Annotated in this window: 19 protein-coding genes and 1 pseudogene; 8 read left to right on the forward strand and 12 right to left on the reverse strand. The window is 62.3% G+C overall.

Going from position 1 to position 18,675, the window contains the following annotated elements; all coding sequences use genetic code 11:
* From SB786_RS00005 to dnaA, 6 genes and pseudogenes are all read right to left on the reverse strand, one after another.
* A partial coding sequence (locus SB786_RS00005; RefSeq protein ID WP_287772346.1) for a transposase occupies positions 1 to 89 on the reverse strand: 89 nt, incomplete at its 3' end.
* Positions 90 to 152: 63 nt separating this feature from the next.
* Positions 153 to 997, reverse strand: a pseudogene (locus SB786_RS00010) (IS3 family transposase); the annotation flags it as partial.
* A 93-nt stretch (positions 998 to 1,090) separates the two neighbouring features.
* Positions 1,091 to 2,347 (reverse strand): DUF5677 domain-containing protein, encoded by a 1,257-nt coding sequence (locus tag SB786_RS00015; protein ID WP_410725640.1) that lies wholly within the window; start codon positions 2,345 to 2,347, stop codon positions 1,091 to 1,093.
* 234 nt (positions 2,348 to 2,581) lie between these two features.
* A complete protein-coding gene (gene gyrB / locus SB786_RS00020) occupies positions 2,582 to 5,056 on the reverse strand; it encodes a DNA topoisomerase (ATP-hydrolyzing) subunit B (RefSeq protein ID WP_175761265.1) in 2,475 nt (824 codons plus the stop codon).
* A 205-nt stretch (positions 5,057 to 5,261) separates the two neighbouring features.
* Entirely contained in the window at positions 5,262 to 6,368 is a 1,107-nt protein-coding gene (gene dnaN, locus SB786_RS00025; RefSeq protein WP_006756934.1) for a DNA polymerase III subunit beta, read from the reverse strand.
* 169 nt (positions 6,369 to 6,537) lie between these two features.
* The gene (gene dnaA, locus SB786_RS00030; protein ID WP_244097666.1) at positions 6,538 to 8,115 is read right to left on the reverse strand and encodes a chromosomal replication initiator protein DnaA; all 1,578 of its coding nucleotides are present in this window, start codon (positions 8,113 to 8,115) and stop codon (positions 6,538 to 6,540) included.
* 420 nt (positions 8,116 to 8,535) lie between these two features.
* Between dnaA and rpmH the strand changes: the two genes are divergently transcribed.
* The 4 genes from rpmH to yidC all read left to right on the forward strand — a co-directional run bounded on the left by rpmH (position 8,536) and on the right by yidC (position 11,162).
* Positions 8,536 to 8,670: a 50S ribosomal protein L34 gene (gene rpmH / locus SB786_RS00035; RefSeq protein ID WP_004198824.1), complete on the forward strand. Its 135-nt coding sequence runs from the start codon at positions 8,536 to 8,538 to the stop codon at positions 8,668 to 8,670.
* Positions 8,671 to 8,685: 15 nt separating this feature from the next.
* Complete coding sequence (gene rnpA / locus SB786_RS00040; protein WP_006756936.1) at positions 8,686 to 9,147, forward strand: ribonuclease P protein component; 462 nt, start codon at positions 8,686 to 8,688, stop codon at positions 9,145 to 9,147.
* Between the two features lie 75 nt (positions 9,148 to 9,222).
* Positions 9,223 to 9,489, forward strand: a complete 267-nt coding sequence (gene yidD, locus SB786_RS00045) for a membrane protein insertion efficiency factor YidD (protein WP_040142602.1) — start codon at positions 9,223 to 9,225, stop codon at positions 9,487 to 9,489.
* 8 nt (positions 9,490 to 9,497) lie between these two features.
* Entirely contained in the window at positions 9,498 to 11,162 is a 1,665-nt protein-coding gene (gene yidC / locus SB786_RS00050) for a membrane protein insertase YidC (protein ID WP_410725641.1), read from the forward strand.
* Between the two features lie 126 nt (positions 11,163 to 11,288).
* Here the strand turns inward: yidC and SB786_RS00055 are convergent, their stop codons facing one another.
* The gene (locus SB786_RS00055; protein ID WP_006750108.1) at positions 11,289 to 11,726 is read right to left on the reverse strand and encodes a helix-turn-helix domain-containing protein; all 438 of its coding nucleotides are present in this window, start codon (positions 11,724 to 11,726) and stop codon (positions 11,289 to 11,291) included.
* 337 nt (positions 11,727 to 12,063) lie between these two features.
* On the opposite strand from SB786_RS00055, the gene mnmE reads away from it, so the two are divergent.
* Positions 12,064 to 13,458, forward strand: coding sequence for a tRNA uridine-5-carboxymethylaminomethyl(34) synthesis GTPase MnmE (gene mnmE / locus SB786_RS00060; RefSeq protein WP_410725642.1), 1,395 nt, complete (start codon positions 12,064 to 12,066; stop codon positions 13,456 to 13,458).
* A gap of 242 nt (positions 13,459 to 13,700) precedes the next feature.
* Here mnmE and SB786_RS00065 read toward each other — a convergent pair whose 3' ends face one another.
* The 4 genes from SB786_RS00065 to SB786_RS00080 form a co-directional block, all read right to left on the reverse strand.
* Positions 13,701 to 13,826, reverse strand: a complete 126-nt coding sequence (locus SB786_RS00065; protein WP_006750105.1) for a hypothetical protein — start codon at positions 13,824 to 13,826, stop codon at positions 13,701 to 13,703.
* Between the two features lie 149 nt (positions 13,827 to 13,975).
* Entirely contained in the window at positions 13,976 to 15,334 is a 1,359-nt protein-coding gene (locus tag SB786_RS00070) for a diguanylate cyclase (protein WP_410725643.1), read from the reverse strand.
* Between the two features lie 110 nt (positions 15,335 to 15,444).
* Positions 15,445 to 15,693: a DUF2795 domain-containing protein gene (locus SB786_RS00075; RefSeq protein WP_410725644.1), complete on the reverse strand. Its 249-nt coding sequence runs from the start codon at positions 15,691 to 15,693 to the stop codon at positions 15,445 to 15,447.
* Positions 15,694 to 15,794: 101 nt separating this feature from the next.
* The gene (locus SB786_RS00080; protein WP_006489933.1) at positions 15,795 to 15,965 is read right to left on the reverse strand and encodes a hypothetical protein; all 171 of its coding nucleotides are present in this window, start codon (positions 15,963 to 15,965) and stop codon (positions 15,795 to 15,797) included.
* A 151-nt stretch (positions 15,966 to 16,116) separates the two neighbouring features.
* Between SB786_RS00080 and speG the strand changes: the two genes are divergently transcribed.
* From speG to SB786_RS00095, 3 genes are all read left to right on the forward strand, one after another.
* Entirely contained in the window at positions 16,117 to 16,659 is a 543-nt protein-coding gene (gene speG, locus SB786_RS00085) for a spermidine N1-acetyltransferase (RefSeq protein WP_410725645.1), read from the forward strand.
* Positions 16,660 to 17,167: 508 nt separating this feature from the next.
* On the forward strand, positions 17,168 to 17,515 hold the full coding sequence (gene sap1, locus SB786_RS00090) for a surface attachment protein Sap1 (RefSeq protein WP_175657142.1): 348 nt from the start codon (positions 17,168 to 17,170) through the stop codon (positions 17,513 to 17,515).
* Between the two features lie 178 nt (positions 17,516 to 17,693).
* The gene (locus SB786_RS00095; protein WP_006756945.1) at positions 17,694 to 18,248 is read left to right on the forward strand and encodes a YaeQ family protein; all 555 of its coding nucleotides are present in this window, start codon (positions 17,694 to 17,696) and stop codon (positions 18,246 to 18,248) included.
* A gap of 10 nt (positions 18,249 to 18,258) precedes the next feature.
* Here SB786_RS00095 and SB786_RS00100 read toward each other — a convergent pair whose 3' ends face one another.
* Positions 18,259 to 18,672, reverse strand: coding sequence for a VOC family protein (locus tag SB786_RS00100; RefSeq protein WP_410725646.1), 414 nt, complete (start codon positions 18,670 to 18,672; stop codon positions 18,259 to 18,261).
* Positions 18,673 to 18,675: the final 3 nt, after the last annotated feature.

The raw sequence follows: 18,675 nt of genomic DNA on the forward strand, positions 1-18,675 counted from the left end.
TACTTGCGGCACAGCTCCGCCGGCTTCAAGCCAGCTTCGGCTTCCTTCAAGATGCCGATGATTTGTTCTTCGGTGAATCGCTTTTTCATTGCCGTTCCTCTCTCGAACGGACTCTACACCGTCACCGTACTAAACGCGGGGAGCAGGTCACAGCGATCCATTGCCTTCGAGATGAACTCGCTGCCATTGTCGACCTTGATCGTGGCGAGGTGCCCACGCGTGGCAGTAATACGCATCAGCGCTTCGACCACATGCTCCCCCTTCAGACTTTGTCCGACCTCGATGGCCAAACATTCCCGTGTGTAGTTGTCGACGACGGTCAGAGTCCGAAGGCGTCGCCCATCGAACAGTGCATCTGCAACGAAATCCATGCTCCAGATTTCGTTGATCGCGGTCACGATGTGCTTGGGCTGTCGCAGCCGAGCCGATTTGTTACGTCGTGGTCGCTTATGCCGCAGTGACAGGCCCTCCGCACGATACAGCCTGTAGACGCGCTTGCAATTATCTCGCCAGCCTTCCCGTCGCAGGACCACGTGAACGCGTCGATACCCGTAGTGCACGCGCGTGGCGGTGATTTCCTTGATACGCATGAGCAGCGCCGACGAATCGCGCGCAACCGACTGATACCGATACAGCGAACGAGACATGCCAAACAACGCGCACGTCTTCGTCAGGCTGGTTCGATAGCGATCACGCAACTCATCGATCAACATGCGCCGACGGGAAGGCTTCAGAGCTTTTTTGCGAGTACGTCCTGCAGCATGGCCTTGTCCAGGCTCAGGTCTGCTACGAGCCGCTTCAACTTCGCGTTTTCCTGTTCGAGCTGGCGCAAGCGGCGCAACTCAGAAGGCCCCAGACCTCCGAATTTCTTCTTCCAGTTGTAGAAAGTCGCCTCGCTGATTCCGAGCTTGCGGCAGATCTCTTCGACCTTCGTCCCCAACTCGGCTTGCTTCAGTGCAAATGCCATCTGCTCTTCTGTGAACTTGCTCGTCTTCATGGCATGGCCTTCGTGTCCGCTTGGACACATCATGCCGAATTTCTCTACTTTTGAACCGGACTATTTCTTGGGTCAGGGTCAAGTTAATCGCCATTAAGGCGATGGATTATCGATGACTCCAGTATCTCCAAGTATTCTTGTTACGATTGAGGCAGACAGTAAGTCGGCAAAATGGATTACTGTTCGTTTTGCATCTTCGGCAAACACGACGCTGTCTCCGTGTTCGAGTGTGTATGTGTAGCGTGCGATCATACTAAAGTCGTGATGAGTTATGTCCGAAAGAAATTCGTAAATATCTCGGTGATGATCGATGCCAAATGGAAAAATCCTCGCTTTCTCGCTGATTACACTGGCAAGTCTGTACGCGCGAATGTGACCGTCAGTAAGTAGTTTCGCATCTTGCTCTGAGAGCTCCCTTCTTTTTACTTCGTCTTTGTACATGTTCTTGCAGCGCTCCTCCCATTTCTTTTGATTTTCAACTGCCGCAAGTTGCAAGTATCGATACATCTCCGTGGGGGCCAGCCAATCCACGTAAAAAGTCAGGGCGAGTTCATATAGACTTCTTAGGATGGAGATGGAATTTAGGTGAAGCCCATTCTCAAATAGAATTTTTATTGAAACTAGGGACTCCCTGACCCTAAGCAAAACGGAATGCAGCGTATGATGGTAGTGCATTACCTCATCGCCGTCGCGATGGAAATTTCTGACTTTATTTCTCGCAAAATCAACGGCTTCGATTATTCTGTCAATTGATGTTGCATCTTCTGGGCGGTCTAGTTCAAAAAAGGATGGCACCAAGTCATGAGTCACGCCAACGGTGTTGCTCATGTAGGATATTGGTCCAATTTTCGATGAGATTATAGTTTTTATTCCAATTGCGGATTCTTTGATGTCGCTAGGATTGTCGAGTAAAACTACTGGAACGATCTCGATTCCGAGATTTTGATAGGCAAAGTAGGTGGAGACGTCGTCTGGGCAAACATAGTGATGTGAATCTGACTTGTTTGGATTTTTGTAAATATAGAGCGGTTGCCGATCACCTCGCTGAATTAAATATGACATGGCGGAAATGTGACTGGAATCGATTTCGTCTATGATGTAATCGAATCCGCCGTCTAGCTTTTTGGGTTTGAAAAAGCCGGGCTTTATATTGATTATCGGTTCGCGAGTGGCATAGGCAATTAGCTTTCCTCTTAAATATCCAATGTATTTGTTTTGAAATATTTCGTCAGATGCGAAATTTTCTTTTGATTTTATTTTGTTTAAGGGGATTTTCTTGATGGGCCAGCCACGCACTACTGATAGAGGATCGGCGCAACTTTCACGACTAGAATAGTCATTCTTGCTCATGTGGCGACCTCGGTTAATTTCAGTGATTGTTGTATGTCTTGAATTGCTGTATTGGCTGTTGGTGAGATGGAAGCTGATTGATGATCGAATCGTCGGTTGGCCGAAAGTGAATTTGTGAGCAGGCTTCGTTGCGCATAAATTTCACATCCATCTTGCCAATAGTATTTAAAAAGCCGACGAACGTCGGCTTTGTTTAAATATGCGAGTTGTTGGTGGATATCTACGTTATCTTAATCAAACGTCAATATTCCCCGCCCGCAACGCATTGCTCTCAATAAACGCCCGCCGCGGCTCGACATCATCCCCCATGAGGGTAGTAAAGATCCCATCCGCCGCAATCGCATCCTCGATCTGCACACGCAGCAACCGCCGCACCGCCGGATCCATCGTCGTTTCCCACAGCTGCCCGGGGTTCATCTCGCCGAGCCCCTTATAGCGTTGTTTGGAGACGTTGCGTTCAGCATCCGCGAGCAGCCACTTCATCGCGCTCTTGAAGTCGTTCACAGCCATGCTGCGCTCACCACGCTTGATGACCGCCCCTTCCCCAATAAGCCCCGTGAACGTATTCGCGGTAGCCACAAGCTGCTGATAATCCGCCGTGTGCTGGAACTCCTGATCGATGACCGAAACCCGCACATTCCCGTGATGCGTCCGCTCGATATGCAGCGACCGTTGTTCACGAACCGGGTCATACGAAGGCACCACACGAACTTCGTTCTTCAGCGCATCATCATGCAGCGCGGCATGCAGAGCCTTCGCCGAAGCCTCCGTCGAAGCCTCGTTGGAAAGATCGATCGCCACCCCATCCATGACCGCTTCCAGCGCGGCCGGGTCATACAACCGGCTCAACCGCTCGATCACGCTCTTCGACAGCAGGTACGACCGCGCCAGCTCGCCAAGCGCATCGCCGGAAATCGCCGCTGCATTCTCGCCAGGCACCAGCTCCGACCCTTGCAGCGCCAACCGCAGCATATGCGCGTTCAGCTCCGTATCGTCCTTCAGATACCGCTCGTCCTTGCCCGCCTTGATCTTGTAAAGCGGCGGCTGCGCGATATACACATACCCGCGCTCGATCATGTCCGGCATCTGGCGATAGAGGAACGTGAGCAGCAGCGTGCGGATGTGCGCACCGTCGACGTCCGCGTCGGTCATGATGATGATGCGGTGATAGCGCAGCTTGTCGAGGTTGTAATCGTCCTTGCCGATGCCGCACCCGAGCGCGGTCACGAGCGTGACGATCTGCTCCGACGACAGCAGCTTGTCGTAGCGCGCCTTCTCGACGTTCAGCACCTTGCCGCGCAGCGGCAGGATCGCCTGGAACTTCCGGTCACGCCCTTGCTTCGCCGACCCACCTGCCGAATCGCCCTCGACGATGTAGATTTCGCACTTGGCCGGGTCTTTCTCCTGGCAATCCGCGAGCTTGCCCGGCAGGCCGACGCCATCGAGCACGCCCTTGCGGCGCGTCATTTCGCGCGCCTTGCGCGCCGCATCGCGCGCACGCGCGGCTTCGACGATCTTCCCGCAGATGATCTTCGCATCGAGCGGCGTTTCGAGCAGGAACTCTTCCAGCGCCTTCGCGACGACTTCTTCAACCGGCGCCCGCACTTCGGACGACACCAGCTTGTCCTTCGTCTGCGAACTGAACTTCGGCTCCGGCACCTTCACCGACAGCACGCACGACAACCCTTCACGCATGTCGTCGCCGGTCGTCTCGACCTTCGCCTTCTTCGCGATTTCGTTGTCGGTGATGTACTTGTTGATGACGCGCGTCATCGCGGCCCGCAGGCCGGTCAGGTGCGTGCCGCCGTCGCGCTGCGGAATGTTGTTCGTGAAGCACAGCACGTTCTCGTTGTAGCTGTCGTTCCACTGCATCGCCACTTCGACGCCGACGCCATCCTTCTCGCCGTTGGCGTGGAAAATGGTCGGGTGCAGGTTGGTCTTCGTCTTGTTGATGTACTCGACGAAACCCTTCACCCCGCCGGCGAACGCGAAGTCGTCTTCCTTGCCCGAACGCAGGTCGGTCAGGCGAATCCTCACGCCGTTGTTCAGGAACGAGAGCTCGCGCATCCGCTTCGCGAGGATGTCGTAGTGGTATTCAACCGTGCCGAAGATCGTCGGATCGGCCATGAAGTGCACTTCGGTGCCGCGGTTCTCGGTGTCGCCGGTCACCAGCATCGGCGACACTTCCACGCCGTCCACCTTCTCGAGCACGCGCTCCTGCGCGACGCCGCGATGGAACTCCATGAAATGCTTCTTGCCGTTGCGGCGCACGGTCAGGCGCAGCCAGCTCGACAGCGCGTTCACGCACGACACGCCCACGCCGTGCAGGCCGCCGGACACCTTGTAGCTGTTCTGGTCGAACTTGCCGCCGGCGTGCAGCTCGGTCATCACGATCTCGGCGGCGCTGCGCTTCGGCTCGTGCTTGTCGTTCATCTTCACGTCGGTCGGAATCCCGCGGCCGTTGTCGGTCACGGAAATCGAGTTGTCGGCGTGAATCGTCACGTGGATGTCGTTGCAGTACCCGGCCAGCGCTTCGTCGATCGAGTTGTCGAGCACCTCGAACACGAGGTGGTGCAGACCGGTGCCATCCGACGTGTCGCCGATGTACATCCCGGGCCGCTTGCGCACCGCTTCCAGACCTTCGAGGATCTGGATCGACGAAGCGCCGTAGCTGCTGTTATCGGGTTGCGAATTGTGCTGTTCACTCATGGATATCTTCCGGTTCTGCGAGGCCACTCTCGTGGCGGCGCGGTGCGTTTCAGCGAGGGAAAGCGCGGGGCCGCCCAGGCCGGCCGCTCCAGTTTCCTGGCCCGTCGGGGCGCCGAAAAGGCACCAAAGGGACGGGTTGTCGGTTCGCCATAAAAACGCCAAAGGGGCTTGCCGCCCCCTGGTGTGTGTCGCGATGTCGAGCGCGTCAGATGCGCATCGGCATCACGACATACTTGAATTCGTCGTTCTCGGGCACGGTGATCAGCGCGCTCGAGCTGGCGTCGCCGAGGCTCACCTGCACGGTGTCGACCTTCAGGTTCGCGAGCACGTCGAGCAGATACGTGACGTTGAAGCCGATGTCGACGGTATCGCCCTGGTACGCGATTTCCAGTTCTTCCTGCGCCTCTTCCTGATCGGCGTTGGTCGACATGATCTTCAACTGGCCCGGCGCGATGATGCAGCGCACGCCCTTGAATTTGTCGGACGTCAAGATTGCCGCGCGTTGCAGCGAACGCTGCAGCTCTTCGCGGCCGATCTCGAACGTGTTCTTGTGCGCCTTCGGGATCACGCGCTGGAAGTCGGGGAACTTGCCCTCGACCAGCTTCGACACGAGCTCGACCTGGCCGAACGTGAACTTGGCCTGGGTTTGCGCGATGTCGATGGTGACGGTGTCGTCGATGTCTTCGAGCAGGCGCTGCAGCTCGAGAATCGTCTTGCGCGGCACGATGACTTCCTGGCGGCCGAACGTGCCGCCTTCGAGCTTCATCGACGAGAACGCGAGGCGGTGGCCGTCGGTGGCCACGGCCATCAGCTGATCGCCGTCGACGACGAGCAGCATGCCGTTCAGGTAGTAGCGGATGTCCTGCTGCGCCATCGCGAAGTGCACCATGCCGAGCAGTTGGCGGAACGACTTCTGCGGGACGGTCAGGGTCGCGCCGAAATCCTTCGCCTGCGCGACGGTCGGGAACTCGTCGGCCGCGAGCGTCTGCAGTGCGAAGCGGCTCTTGCCCGATTGAACGGTGAGGCGCTTGTCGGCGAGCGACAGCGTGACCTGGCCGTCAGGCATCGCGCGCAGGATGTCAAGCAGCTTGCGGGCCGCGACGGTGGTGGCCACCTGGTCGCCGCCGACGCCGAAATCGGCGCGCGTGGTGATCTGCAGCTCCAGGTCGGTCGACAGGAAAGAAACGTCCGGGCCGTTCTTGGTGATCAGCAGGTTGGCGAGGATCGGCAACGTATGGCGGCGTTCGACGATGCCGCTGACCGTTTGCAGCGGCCTGAGGAGTGTGTCTCGTTCGGTCTTGACCAGTTGCATAGAGTTCCTTCGTTGAGTAACGGCCTGCAGCGCAGCAGCCACGCAGCGCCCCGCCAGCCGGGCTCTTGGCCGGCCGCCGCCGGGGCGGTCAAACCTGTATTGTGCCTCAAAACCGAACCGCCCCCCTTAATTTGGGGCGGATGCCGAATTATCAAGGGCGCCCGCGCGCTCAGCCCTTCAGCGTCTGTTCCAGCACGTGCAGCTCGTGGTTGAGCTGCGCGTCCTTGCTGCGCTCGTCGGCGATCTTGCGCACGGCGTGCAGCACGGTGGTGTGGTCGCGCCCGCCGAACAGCTCGCCGATCTCGGGCAGGCTCTTCTGCGTGAGTTCCTTCGCCAGGTACATCGCGATCTGCCGCGGCCGCGCGATGTTCGCGGGACGCTTCTTCGAATACATGTCGGCGACCTTGATGTTGTAGAAGTCGGCGACGGTCTTCTGGATGTTCTCGACCGAAATCTGCCGGTTCTGCACGGTCAGCAGGTCCTTCAGCGCTTCCTTGGTCAGCTCGATCGAGATCTCGCGGCCGTGGAACTTCGAATACGCGAGGATCTTGCGCAGCGCGCCTTCGAGTTCGCGCACGTTCGAGCGCAGGTGCTTCGCGACGAAGAACGCGACGTCCTCCGACAGGTTCACGCCTTCCGACTGCGCCTTGCGCATCAGGATCGCCACGCGCATCTCGAGCTCGGGCGGCTCGATCGCGACGGTGAGGCCCGAGTCGAAGCGCGAGATCAGGCGATCGTCGATGCCCGAGATCTCCTTCGGATACGTGTCGCTGGTGATGATCACCTGCGCCTTGTTCGCGACGAGCGCCTCGAACGCGTAGAAGAATTCCTCTTGCGTGCGCGACTTGCCGGAGAAGAACTGGATATCGTCGATCAGCAGCAGGTCGAGCGAGTGGTAGTAGCGCTTGAAGTCGTCGAACGCCTTGCGCTGGTATGCCTTCACCACGTCGGACACGTATTGCTCGGCGTGGATGTAGCGGATCCGCGCGCCGGCCTTGTCGAGCAGCAGCTGGTTGCCGATCGCGTGGATCAGGTGGGTCTTGCCGAGGCCGACGCCGCCATACAGGAACAGCGGGTTGTACGAGATGCCGGGGTTGTCCGCGACCTGGATCGCGGCGGCGCGTGCGAGCTGGTTCGCCTTACCGGTCACGAAGTTGTCGAACGTGAGCACCGGGTTCAGCTTCGAACGTTCGTACATCGAATCGGCTTCACCGCCGTTCGCGGGCGCGGCGCCCGGGCCCGGACGCCAGGTACGGCGCCCGGCGGCCGCTTCGTGCGCGGGCAGGCTCGGCAGGTCGATGTCGGCGTCGTCGGCGTTCAGGTGGTGCGCGGCGGCCGCCGACGCCGTCATCGGCACGTCGGCCGGCGCGCTGGGCGCGGCACCGGCATTCGCGGCCAGGTTGGCGGCGATCGCGGCGACCGTCGCGGCGGGGCCGTTCGGTGTCAGCGGCGCGCGCTGGGCGGCCGGCGCGGCGTGCGCGGCGGCGCTGCGCATGCCGGCTTTCGGATCGAGGACGAACTGGACTTCGACCGGCGCATTCCAGAAATCCCGGGCCAGATCGGAGATCCGGCCCGAAAACTGGCTCTTGACCCAGTCCAGCTTGAAGCGGTTCGGCGCGGCGATGGACAGCGTGTTCGCCGACGCATCGAAGGCCACCGGGGCCAAGGGTTTGATCCACGTCACGTACTGCTGGGGCGTCAGCTCGCGCTCCAGCAGTGCGGAACAGTGTTGCCAGAAATCGTTCATCAAGTAGCTGTCGTTTTTTGCATGCACAGCGCGGCTCGCCGGCGCCCTTGTCGCGGTGGCGCAACAAGGCCCGAAGCGGTCGTGCGAGCGTGCGTCGGACGCCTGCGTCACAGTGTGGAGGGGCAGGCGCGGGCCGAAGCGGCGTGCGGGATTCTTGGAGATAAGGCGAGATTCTAACGCCAAACGCGGCCACAGCGGGACTTATCCACAGGCTGCGGTTGTGGGGCGCGGGGCCGGATCGGGCGGGGCCGGCACAGGCGTGCGACTCCTAAAGTATTGACCGCCAAGAGAAAAACGGTTTAAATAGCGGGTTCCGCGAAAACCAATCCTGTATTCCCGGCGATTGCGTTCGCCCGAATGCCTCCGGTTAAGGGCACGCGGTCCCCTGAATTTCGACATTCTCGAACAAGTGAGAACATCATGAAACGTACTTACCAACCGTCCGTGACGCGCCGCAAGCGCACCCATGGCTTCCGTGTCCGCATGAAGACGGCAGGTGGCCGCAAGGTCATCAACGCTCGCCGCGCGAAGGGCCGCAAGCGCCTCGCCATCTAAGGCAGGTTGCGCGCTGTGTCCGCCGTCCGCAGTCCTGCGGAAGGTACCGTCGAGCCGGGTGCGAATCCGTCGCAGACGAAAGCCGCCTTCCCGAAAGCTGCACGACTTCTGAAAACGGATGAATTTTCATCCGTTTTTCGTTTGCGCCCCTGGCGGCGCTCCGCGCACTTTGTGATCTACGGCAAGCCGACCGGTCAGCCTGCCCGTCTGGGGCTCGTCGTCGGCAAGAAGTATGCGCCGCGTGCAGTAACGCGTAACCTCGTGAAGCGGCTGGCGCGCGATGCGTTTCGCTTGCGCCGGGCCGAATTCGCCGGTTACGACCTGCTGCTGCGGCAGCACACGCGCTTCGACAAGAAAGCGCTGCCGAGCGCGGCTTCCGCCCCGCTCGCGGCGATGTGCGCGGCCGAAATCCGCGAACTGCTCGACAGGGCAGTCCGGGAGATCGCGCGCCGGGCGTCGAAGCCCGCGTCCGAGTGACGCATCTGTGCCCGGTGCGGCGTTCGCGCCCGCCCGGCCGGTTTTGACGCGGCGTCGAACGGCGCCGCCCAAGGTATGGAAACGGTATTGATCGCCTTGCTGCGCTTCTACAAGGTTGCCGTGAGCCCGATGCTCGGCAACCGTTGCCGTTTTTATCCTTCCTGTTCGGATTACGCGCGCGAGGCAATCCAGTATCATGGCGCCGCGCGCGGCACGTATCTCGCCGTCAGGCGCGTGTGCCGATGCCACCCGTTTTCCGCGGGCGGCGTCGACCTCGTCCCGCCGCCCAACTCCGACACTCGCGCTCGCGGCGAAGCCGACGCGCGGTCCCATCGACTCTGAGACAACGCATGGATATCAAACGCACCGTCCTATGGGTGATCTTCTTCATGTCAGCTGTCATGCTGTACGACAACTGGCAGCGGGACCATGGACGCCCGTCGATGTTCTTCCCGAGCGCCACGCAGACGGCCCCCGCCGCTGCCGGCGGCGCATCGGGCACGGGCGCGACGACGACGACCGCAGGTGAAGTGCCTGCCGCCGCGGCGGGCACCGCACCGTCGACGACGGCACCGGCCGCGCAGGCGCAGCTCGTGAAGTTCTCGACCGACGTATATGACGGCGAAATCGACACGCGCGGCGGCACGCTCGCGAAGCTGACGCTGAAGAAGCAGGGCGACGGCAAGCAGCCGGACCTGTACATCACGCTGTTCGACCACACGGCCGGCCACACGTATCTCGCGCGCACGGGCCTGCTCGGCGGCGACTTCCCGAATCACAACGACGTCTACACGCAGGTCAATGCGGGCCCGACGTCGCTGACGGGCGACCAGAACGCGCTGAAGCTGTCGTTCGAATCGCCGGTGAAGGGCGGCGTGAAGGTCGTGAAGACCTACACGTTCACGCGCGGCAGCTACGTGATCGGCGTCGACACCAAGATCGACAACGTCGGCACGGCGCCTGTCACGCCGACGGTCTACATGGAGTTGGTGCGCGACAACACGGCCGTCGAAACGCCGATGTTCTCGCACACGTTCCTCGGGCCGGCGGTCTACACGGACGCGAAGCACTTCCAGAAGATCGACTTCAGCGACCTCGACAAGAACAAGGCGAACTTCGAGAAGGCCGCCGACAACGGCTGGGTCGCGATGGTGCAGCACTACTTCGCGTCGGCCTGGATTCCGCAGCAGGGCGCGAAGCGCGACATCTACGCTGAAAAGATCGATCCGACGCTGTATCGCGTCGGCGTGAAGCAGCCGGTCGCCGCGATCGCTCCGGGCCAGTCGGCCGACGTGCAGGCGCGCCTGTTCGCCGGTCCGGAAGAAGAGCGCATGCTCGAAGGCATCGCGCCGGGCCTGGAACTCGTGAAGGACTACGGCTGGGTGACGATCATCGCGAAGCCGCTGTTCTGGCTGCTCGAGAAGATCCACGGCTATGTCGGCAACTGGGGCTGGGCGATCGTGCTGCTGACGGTGCTGATCAAGGCCGTGTTCTTCCCGCTGTCGGCCGCGAGCTACAAGTCGATGGCACGCATGAAGGAAATCACGCCGCGCATGCAGGCGCTGCGCGAACGCTTCAAGAGCGATCCGCAGAAGATGAATTCGGCGCTGATGGAGCTGTACAAGACCGAGAAGGTCAATCCGTTCGGCGGCTGCCTGCCGGTCGTGATCCAGATCCCGGTGTTCATCTCGCTGTACTGGGTGCTGCTCGCGTCGGTCGAGATGCGCGGCGCGCCGTGGATTCTGTGGATTCACGACCTGTCGCAGCGCGATCCGTTCTTCATCCTGCCGGTGCTGATGGCCGTCTCGATGTTCGTGCAGACGAGCCTGAACCCGACGCCGCCGGACCCGGTCCAGGCGAAGATGATGAAGTTCATGCCGATCGCGTTCTCGGTGATGTTCTTCTTCTTCCCGGCTGGCCTGGTGCTGTACTACGTCGTGAACAACGTGCTGTCGATCGCGCAGCAGTACTACATCACGCGCAAGCTCGGCGGGGTCAAGAAGAAGCCGGCCTGACGCCCGTGGCACACGCGGGCGGCCAGCCGCCCGCGATGCAAGTGAAAAAGCCGCATGGTGCGAACCATGCGGCTTTTTTGTTTCCGGGAAGCGGCGCGGGGGCGCGTGTACGCCGGCCGCTGCCGTTCAGGCCTTCTTCGCTTCGATTTTCGGTTCGCCGCCGTAGAACTGCTCGATCAATTCCTGAACGAGGTAACGCTGATGCGGCGGGAGCGCCTCGATCTTCGACGCGAGTTCGATCGTCTCGGGCGTCGGCGGATAGCGCTCGTCACGCGGCAGCGGTTGCGGCGTCGTGTGCTCGATCACGCTCGGCGACGGGCCGTAGTGCAACCAGTGCAGTTCCACGCGCAACCAGCTGGCGAGCGTTTCGAGTTTGTCCGGCGTCGGAATCGTGCGGCCCGTCAGCCATTTGTGCGCGGTTTGCGGCGAAACCGGCTGCGCACCGCGGTGACGCAGATTGAACCGGTTCGCGAGTTCCGTCGCACCGGTGATCTTCTCCGGGCTGCGCCGCAAGGCGAATTTCAGGCGTTCCGAGAACGCTGCTTTTTCTTCGGGTGTCGGCATGGGGGTGATTGTGCAATTCTACCGACGCGTCTCAGACAACCATATAAGCTAAAGATAGCTTGTTCGGATGAATCCCAACCCGTCGCGGAGTGTGCGGCGGATTTGGGGGCCCCAGCGTCGAGCCACTCCGACAGGCATATTAGTCCGAAATGGACAGTATGCGGCTGGCCGGAATTGATACTTGACTTAGCTCTATCGGGATAAATTCGGCCGAGTTCGAAACCGAGGTGGCATCCGGTGGCGTGCGGGCCGGCACGCTACAATGCCGGCGTCCCGATGCCCGACTGTTGTGCGGGCGCCCCATTCACTGTCCGCTTACCCGATTCGTCCGATTCTCATGCTCGCTACCGATTCCGATCCGATCGTCGCCATTGCCACCGCTGCCGGCCGGGGCGGCATCGGCGTCGTCCGCGTGTCGTTCGGGCGCGGCGGCGAGGCGGCCGCGCTCCCGCTGATCGACGCGTTGTGCGGGCAGCGGCTCGCGCCGCGCCATGCGAGCTACGTGCCGTTCCTCGACGAGCACGGCGCGCCGCTCGACCGCGGGATCGCGCTGTATTTCCCCGCGCCGCATTCGTACACCGGCGAGCACGTGCTGGAACTGCAGGGGCATGGTGGGCCGATCGTGATGCAGCTGCTGCTGCAACGCTGCCTGGATGCAGGCCGCGGCTTCGGGCTGCGGCTCGCGCAGCCGGGCGAGTTCACGCGGCGCGCGTTCCTGAACGACAAGCTCGATCTCGCGCAGGCCGAGGCTGTCGCCGACCTGATCGAGGCGAGCACCGAAGCGGCGGCGCGCTCCGCCGGGCGCTCGCTCGACGGCGCGTTCTCGCGGCAGATTCATGCGTTGGTCGAGGACGTGATCACGCTGCGGATGCTGGTCGAGGCGACGCTCGATTTCCCGGAAGAGGAAATCGACTTCCTGGAAGCGGCCGATGCGCGCGGCAAGCTCGCGAAGATCCGCGAGCAACTCGTGCACGTGCTCGGCGACGCGCGGCAGGGTGCGCTGCTGCGCGAGGGGCTGTCGATCGTGCTGGCGGGGCAGCCGAACGTCGGCAAGTCGTCGCTGCTGAATGCGCTCGCCGGCGCGGAGCTGGCGATCGTCACGCCGATCGCGGGCACGACGCGCGACAAGGTCGCGCAGACGATCCAGGTCGAGGGGATTCCGTTGCACATCATCGATACGGCCGGGCTGCGCGAGACGGAGGACGAAGTCGAGCGGATCGGGATTGCGCGCACCTGGAGCGAGATCGAGCGCGCGGACGTTGTGCTGCATCTGCTCGATTCGCGCACGGGGATGACGGCGGACGACGAGGTGATCGCCGCGCGGTTTCCGGGCGGCGTGCCGGTGGTGCGCGTGCTGAACAAGACGGACCTCACCGGCATGGCGGCGCGCGTCGAGCATCCGGCCGCGGAAGGCGATCTGACCGAGGTGCATCTGTCGGCGAAGCGCGGCGACGGGATCGACATGCTGCGCGCGGAACTGCTGCGGATCGCCGGGTGGCAGGCGGGGGCCGAAGGGGTATATCTCGCGCGCGAGCGGCATCTGATCGCGCTGCGGGCCGCGCAGGAGCATCTCGCGCAGGCGGCGGATCATGCGGAGCAGCGGGCGCAGTCGCTCGATCTGTTCGCGGAGGAGCTGCGGCTCGCGCAGGAACAACTCAATGCGATTACCGGGGAGTTCACTTCCGATGATCTGCTGGGGGTGATCTTTAGCCGGTTCTGTATCGGGAAGTGAGCGCATGCTCTCACGATGGCCCCCACGGTGCGGACATTCCGTGTTCGCCCGGTAATCCCGTCAAGGACGGGAGCAAGGATGCGCGGCTCGAACATCTTCATGGCGAGACGCTCCCTGCGTTACAGGTGCGGGGATTTCTGATGCATGCGGAGCCGGTCAGGCCGGCTTGATCGGGTTGGGGCCCGGACCGTCGATGCTGCCGCTACACCTGCATGTCGACGCGTCCGAACCCTTTCCCGTCATCAATCCCAATGCCGATGATGATGGTAATACCCGCCACCACCGTAATACCCGCCGCCATCCGGCACCACGATGCAGCCGCTCAACAGCACGGCCACACCGGCAATCAGCAAAAGGGTTTTCTTCATCGCGTTCACCTGCTCGGATTCGACATGAACCGAGCATAGCGAGCGCGCTCAACACGGCGTGTAAGCGATCGTTTCCCCGCGCTGGAATGCGTAACGGCGGATTATTCCGGTCACAATGACCGTAACAAATCGCGAATCAGCAGACGATTTCACGCCGCGACGACGCGGTTTCTCCCCGCATCCTTCGCGTGATACAGCGCGGCATCGGCGGCTTCGATCAATGCATCGGGCGTCGACAGCTCGTCGACCGACACGGTCGCGCAGCCGACACTGACGCTCACGCGTCCTGCCGGCGACGAAGGCATCGCGAGATCGAGCCGCAGCACGGCGTCGCGTGCTTCCTCGGCAACGAGCCGCGCACCGCGCGCGCCGGTGTTCGGCAGCACGATCGCAAACTCCTCGCCGCCGTAGCGCGCGACGATATCCGCCGGCCGCCGGACCGCACCGGCCAGCGCATTCGCGACCGCGATCAGGCACGCATCGCCCTTCACGTGACCGAACGCGTCGTTGTATGCCTTGAAGTGATCGACGTCGACCATCAGCAGCGACAGCGGTTCGCCCTGTCGCCGTGCCTGCAGGAACAGCGTGTGGAAGTGATCGTTGAAGTGGCTGCGGTTGAACGCGCCCGTCAGCCCGTCGCGTGCGGAGGAGCGGATCAGCATCGTGTGCGCCTCGAACAGCCGCTGATACAGCATCGTCACTTCCCATGCGAGCACACACACGAGTATGCCCGGCGTGAACATGCTGAACACGCGCGCGAGATACCAGCCGATCGTGAAACGATGGGTGCTCAACAGGTTCAGCGTCGTATCGGTAAGGCACGCGAGCACCGCGATCGCGAGCCAGAGGTCGAGGGTCGTGCGCAGCCGGCCGGAGACCAGCACGGCGACGAGCGCCAGCGCATTGAGCATCCACACGACGAGCGCGACGCCGTTCACAGGCAGCACGGCCGCATTGCCTGGCGGATGAAACGCGGGCGGCAGCGATACGTTCAGCGCGAACAGGCACAGCAGCCCGGCGGCGACAGCGGGCCCGCCGACCAGCGCGAGCGTCCACCAGCGCGTCTGCCGAGCGCCGATCGGCGCGCGCGCCAGCCGAGCGCGCGCGAGCAGCGCGACCATGACGAAACCGGGGAAGCCCGCGTGCCAGAAGATCCACATCCACGCGGCGCTTTGCGGTTGTGCGCCGAACAGCCCATGCGGCGCGAACACGCCGGGAAAGGTCAGCAGCTGGAGCGCGACGGCGAGCGCGGTGAACGCATAGGCGCCGCCGAGCGCACCGAGCACGGGCTGGCGCGTCACGGTGAACTGCGCGCCAAGAAAGAATGCGGCGATGCTCGCGGTGGTGAATACGGTCAGCGCGCACATCGGCATGAACGGCTCGACGGCCGGCAGCGCGACGTTCGCGTGTGGCGCGGCGATCCCGAGCGCGAGCACGATGACGAGCGCCGTCAGCGCGCCGAACCACAGCTGACGACGCGTCGTGTGCTGGATCAGAATTCCTTCCATGGATTCCCCCGGGCGCTTGTGCGGAAACGCCCGGTCTTGGCGCCGGGCGGCATGCATCCGGCCGCGACGCGATCGGTGCGGCCCGATCCTATCTCGTTATTGGTGCGCGCTCAAATACCGAGGCCGGGGCCGAAGTTGCCGGCGACCCAGCGCGTGACGGCATCGACGTCCGCATAGTCCTGTTCGGGCAGGCCGTCGAGCATCGACAGCACTTCGTTGCTCGCGCCGGCATCGCGCGCGGCGTCGACGATCGAATCCTTGTTCGCGGGGTAGCGGACGGCGGCCAGCACGTCGGCGATCTGCAGGTCGATCGCTTCGCCGGGGATATCGTGCGGAGGGAGAGCGGGTTTGTCGTTCACGTCGGCGTCTCGCTGGTTGAGCGGGAATCGGTTCGTAGCGGAAGGCGGCACCGTTCGGGGCGACCGGCCCGGACGGATGCACCGCGGGGAAGGCGATCGACTCAGTGCCCGCGCCGCACGCGACGCCACGGATGCTTCCAGTCGATATGCGGTGCGTTTTCGTCGCGCGGATGCTGGCGCCGATGTTCCTGCCACAGTTCGTCGGAGAACAGCGCAGCCACGATCACGAGTGGCAGCACGAGAAAGATGCCGAGTATGACTTGCTCGATCACAATAGCCTCCTTGCGGCGGCAGGAACCCTTGCTCTCATTCTAGGCTCTGAACTTCGCCCGCGGTCAACTTCTTGCAGCGCGGAACGCTCCCGTTCGCGGTAGCGCGTCACGGGTGTTTCACGCACCGCGGGTATCCAAAAAGGACACGAACATGCAACTCCAGAACGACAAACACACGCTTGCATTGCGGCCGCTGGAGCGCCAGGACCTGCGCTTCGTTCACGAACTGAACAACGACGCGAAGATCATGCGCTACTGGTTCGAGGAGCCGTACGAAACCTTCTCCGAGCTGTCGCAACTGTATGACCGCCACGTGCACGACCAGCGTGAGCGCCGCTTCGTCGCGGTCGATCCGCAGGACGAACTCGTCGGCCTCGTCGAGCTGATCGAGCTCGACTACATCCACCGTCGCGGTGAGTTCCAGATCATCATCGCGCCCCAATGCCAGGGGCGCGGCTATGCCGGGCAGGCGACGCGCCTCGCGATCCAATATGCGTTCAAGGTGCTGAACATGCGCAAGCTGTACCTGATCGTCGATACGTCGAATGCGGCGGCCATCCACGTGTACGAAAAATGCGGATTCCAGCACGAGGCGGAATTGAAGGAAGAATTTTTCGGAAACGGCGCGTATCACAACGCGTATCGCATGTGCATTTTCCAGCGCGATTATTTCGAGGGGCCACAAGCGGCGTGAATAAAGCCGGGTAAAAAACACGACGAAAAAGCCCGCGGCCCCGCGGCCCCGCTGCCGCGGGTGCGCGGTTCACTCCAAAAATACGGGTAAATACGAACGCGCTTTACCTGGCATTTTTCTTGTATCAGGTAAATGTGATCCCGCACTGCGGTAAATTCATATTGTTTCGGACGACTTTGTGTGCGGCGCACCAAAATAATCCCGATATTGAAATGAATTATCCAAACCGTTCAATCGCCCGATTGTAACTTTGCTGAAAGCGTTGCTGCACAATGCTTTGCAACCGGCGAGGAGCGCCGGTCCGCGAGCCGGGCGACATCGGCGCACATGCGCGACACGCGAAAAACCGGGTGCGCACCGGGTGCGACAATTCGCCGCTATTGCGATCGCACAACAAATGTGCTTGATATCGCTTGCCGGTCTTCTAAAGTGAAAAGCGCGGGTTCACGATCACCTTTAAACACATAGCTAACCCAGCCTGGTGCCCGCAAGCCTGGAGACAAAAAACATGATGAAGCGAACCGGTGTCCTTTTTGCCCTCGTCGGTGCATTTTCCGTGGTGTCGATCGCCCAGGCGGGCGGCGATGCGGCTGTCCAGCCGAAGCAGGAAATCCAGCTGACGAAGAATGCATGGGGTTGTCTGTCGAAGGACAATCTGGACTCCGTACTGAACCACGAGCGTGACGGCAAGTCGCAGGCGAAGCAGCAGTACTTCGACGACTACCGTTGCCTGTCGGTGCCGGAAGGCCAGCGCTTCCGCGTGGTGTCGGTCGACCAGGGCGACGTTCAGTTCGTCAGCGCCGACAACAGCGACCAGCAAGGTCTTTGGACCGATTCGCGCTTCGTCAAGCAGTAACCGCACGCACACCTCTCGCGCCCCCCGCAGGCCGGCCTGATGCGCCGGCGGCGCGGCCAAAACGCGGCCCGGCCGATGCCGGGCCGTCGTGCTGTGGCGCGCCCGTCGCGTGCCGGGCGGCGTGCATTCGGTATCATCACGACCCACCGAACCGAATGCCCGCCCGGGCCGTATCCGCATGGCGCTGAAATCCACGATCTACAAAGCCGAGCTGCAAATCGCCGACATGGATCGGCACTACTACGCCGATCACGCATTGACGGTCGCCCGTCACCCGTCGGAAACCGACGACCGGATGATGGTGCGCATCGTCGCGTTCGCGCTGTTCGCGCACGAGCGTCTCGAATTCTCCAAGGGGCTGTCGGACGTCGACGAGCCGGATCTGTGGCAAAAGGACCTGACGGGCGCGATCGACGTATGGATCGAGGCCGGCCAGCCCGACGAACGGCGCATCTCGAAGGCGGCGGGCCGCGCCGGGCAGGTCACGGTGATCGCATACGGCGGCAAGGCCTCGGACATCTGGTGGCAGGGCGTGCGCAGCAAGGTGGAGCGGTTGCGCAACGTGCAGGTGCTGTCGCTGGCCGACGGCGTCGCGGCCGCGCTCGGGCGCCTCGCCGAGCGCACGATGCGTCTTCAATGCACGGTGCAGGACGGCGCTGCGTGGATCTCGAGCGCCGACCACGATCCGGTTGCGGTCGAATGGACCGTGCTGAAGGCGCGCGCCGGCGCGTGACGGCCGGCGCTCAGCCGACCGCGGCGGGCGGCCCCTTGAATTCCAGCATGTTCCCTTCGGGATCGAACAGATAGATCGACGGCCCGTAGCCGCCGGCGCCGTAGCGCTCGGCGGGGGCGCCCGGGCGCGCGCCGTGCGCGGCGAAATGCTCGATCAGCGCGTCGGGGTCGAACGGCTCGACGCGCAGGCAGAGATGGTCGAGATTGCGGCCGGTGCCGGGCGGGCCGCTGTCGGGACGGTCGATCGGGCCGCCGACCGACAGCAGGTCGATCAGCGCGTCGCCGGCGCGCAGTTGCACGAGGCCCAGGTCGGGTTGTTCCTTCTCCACGTGGCAGCCGACGGCGTCGCAGTAAAAGCGCGTCATCGCAGCCATGTCGGTCACGCGCAGCACGACGTGATCGATCGCGCGGATGGTCGGTTTCATGAG

It is taken from the genome of Burkholderia sp. SIMBA_062, from assembly GCF_046534765.1.
Lineage (GTDB): Bacteria > Pseudomonadota > Gammaproteobacteria > Burkholderiales > Burkholderiaceae > Burkholderia > Burkholderia ambifaria.

Bases quoted from the DNA above. Each gene is read 5' to 3' on its own strand.
- SB786_RS00015 (WP_410725640.1), bottom strand. From the start codon at position 2,347: ATGAGCAAGAATGACTATTCTAGTCGTGAAAGTTGCGCCGATCCTCTA.
- gyrB (WP_175761265.1), bottom strand. From the start codon at position 5,056: ATGAGTGAACAGCACAATTCGCAACCCGATAACAGCAGCTACGGCGCT.
- dnaN (WP_006756934.1), bottom strand. From the start codon at position 6,368: ATGCAACTGGTCAAGACCGAACGAGACACACTCCTCAGGCCGCTGCAA.
- dnaA (WP_244097666.1), bottom strand. From the start codon at position 8,115: ATGAACGATTTCTGGCAACACTGTTCCGCACTGCTGGAGCGCGAGCTG.
- rpmH (WP_004198824.1), top strand. From the start codon at position 8,536: ATGAAACGTACTTACCAACCGTCCGTGACGCGCCGCAAGCGCACCCAT.
- yidD (WP_040142602.1), top strand. From the start codon at position 9,223: ATGGAAACGGTATTGATCGCCTTGCTGCGCTTCTACAAGGTTGCCGTG.
- yidC (WP_410725641.1), top strand. From the start codon at position 9,498: ATGGATATCAAACGCACCGTCCTATGGGTGATCTTCTTCATGTCAGCT.
- SB786_RS00055 (WP_006750108.1), bottom strand. From the start codon at position 11,726: ATGCCGACACCCGAAGAAAAAGCAGCGTTCTCGGAACGCCTGAAATTC.
- mnmE (WP_410725642.1), top strand. From the start codon at position 12,064: ATGCTCGCTACCGATTCCGATCCGATCGTCGCCATTGCCACCGCTGCC.
- SB786_RS00065 (WP_006750105.1), bottom strand. From the start codon at position 13,826: ATGAAGAAAACCCTTTTGCTGATTGCCGGTGTGGCCGTGCTGTTGAGC.
- SB786_RS00070 (WP_410725643.1), bottom strand. From the start codon at position 15,334: ATGGAAGGAATTCTGATCCAGCACACGACGCGTCGTCAGCTGTGGTTC.
- speG (WP_410725645.1), top strand. From the start codon at position 16,117: ATGCAACTCCAGAACGACAAACACACGCTTGCATTGCGGCCGCTGGAG.
- sap1 (WP_175657142.1), top strand. From the start codon at position 17,168: ATGATGAAGCGAACCGGTGTCCTTTTTGCCCTCGTCGGTGCATTTTCC.
- SB786_RS00095 (WP_006756945.1), top strand. From the start codon at position 17,694: ATGGCGCTGAAATCCACGATCTACAAAGCCGAGCTGCAAATCGCCGAC.
- SB786_RS00100 (WP_410725646.1), bottom strand. From the start codon at position 18,672: ATGAAACCGACCATCCGCGCGATCGATCACGTCGTGCTGCGCGTGACC.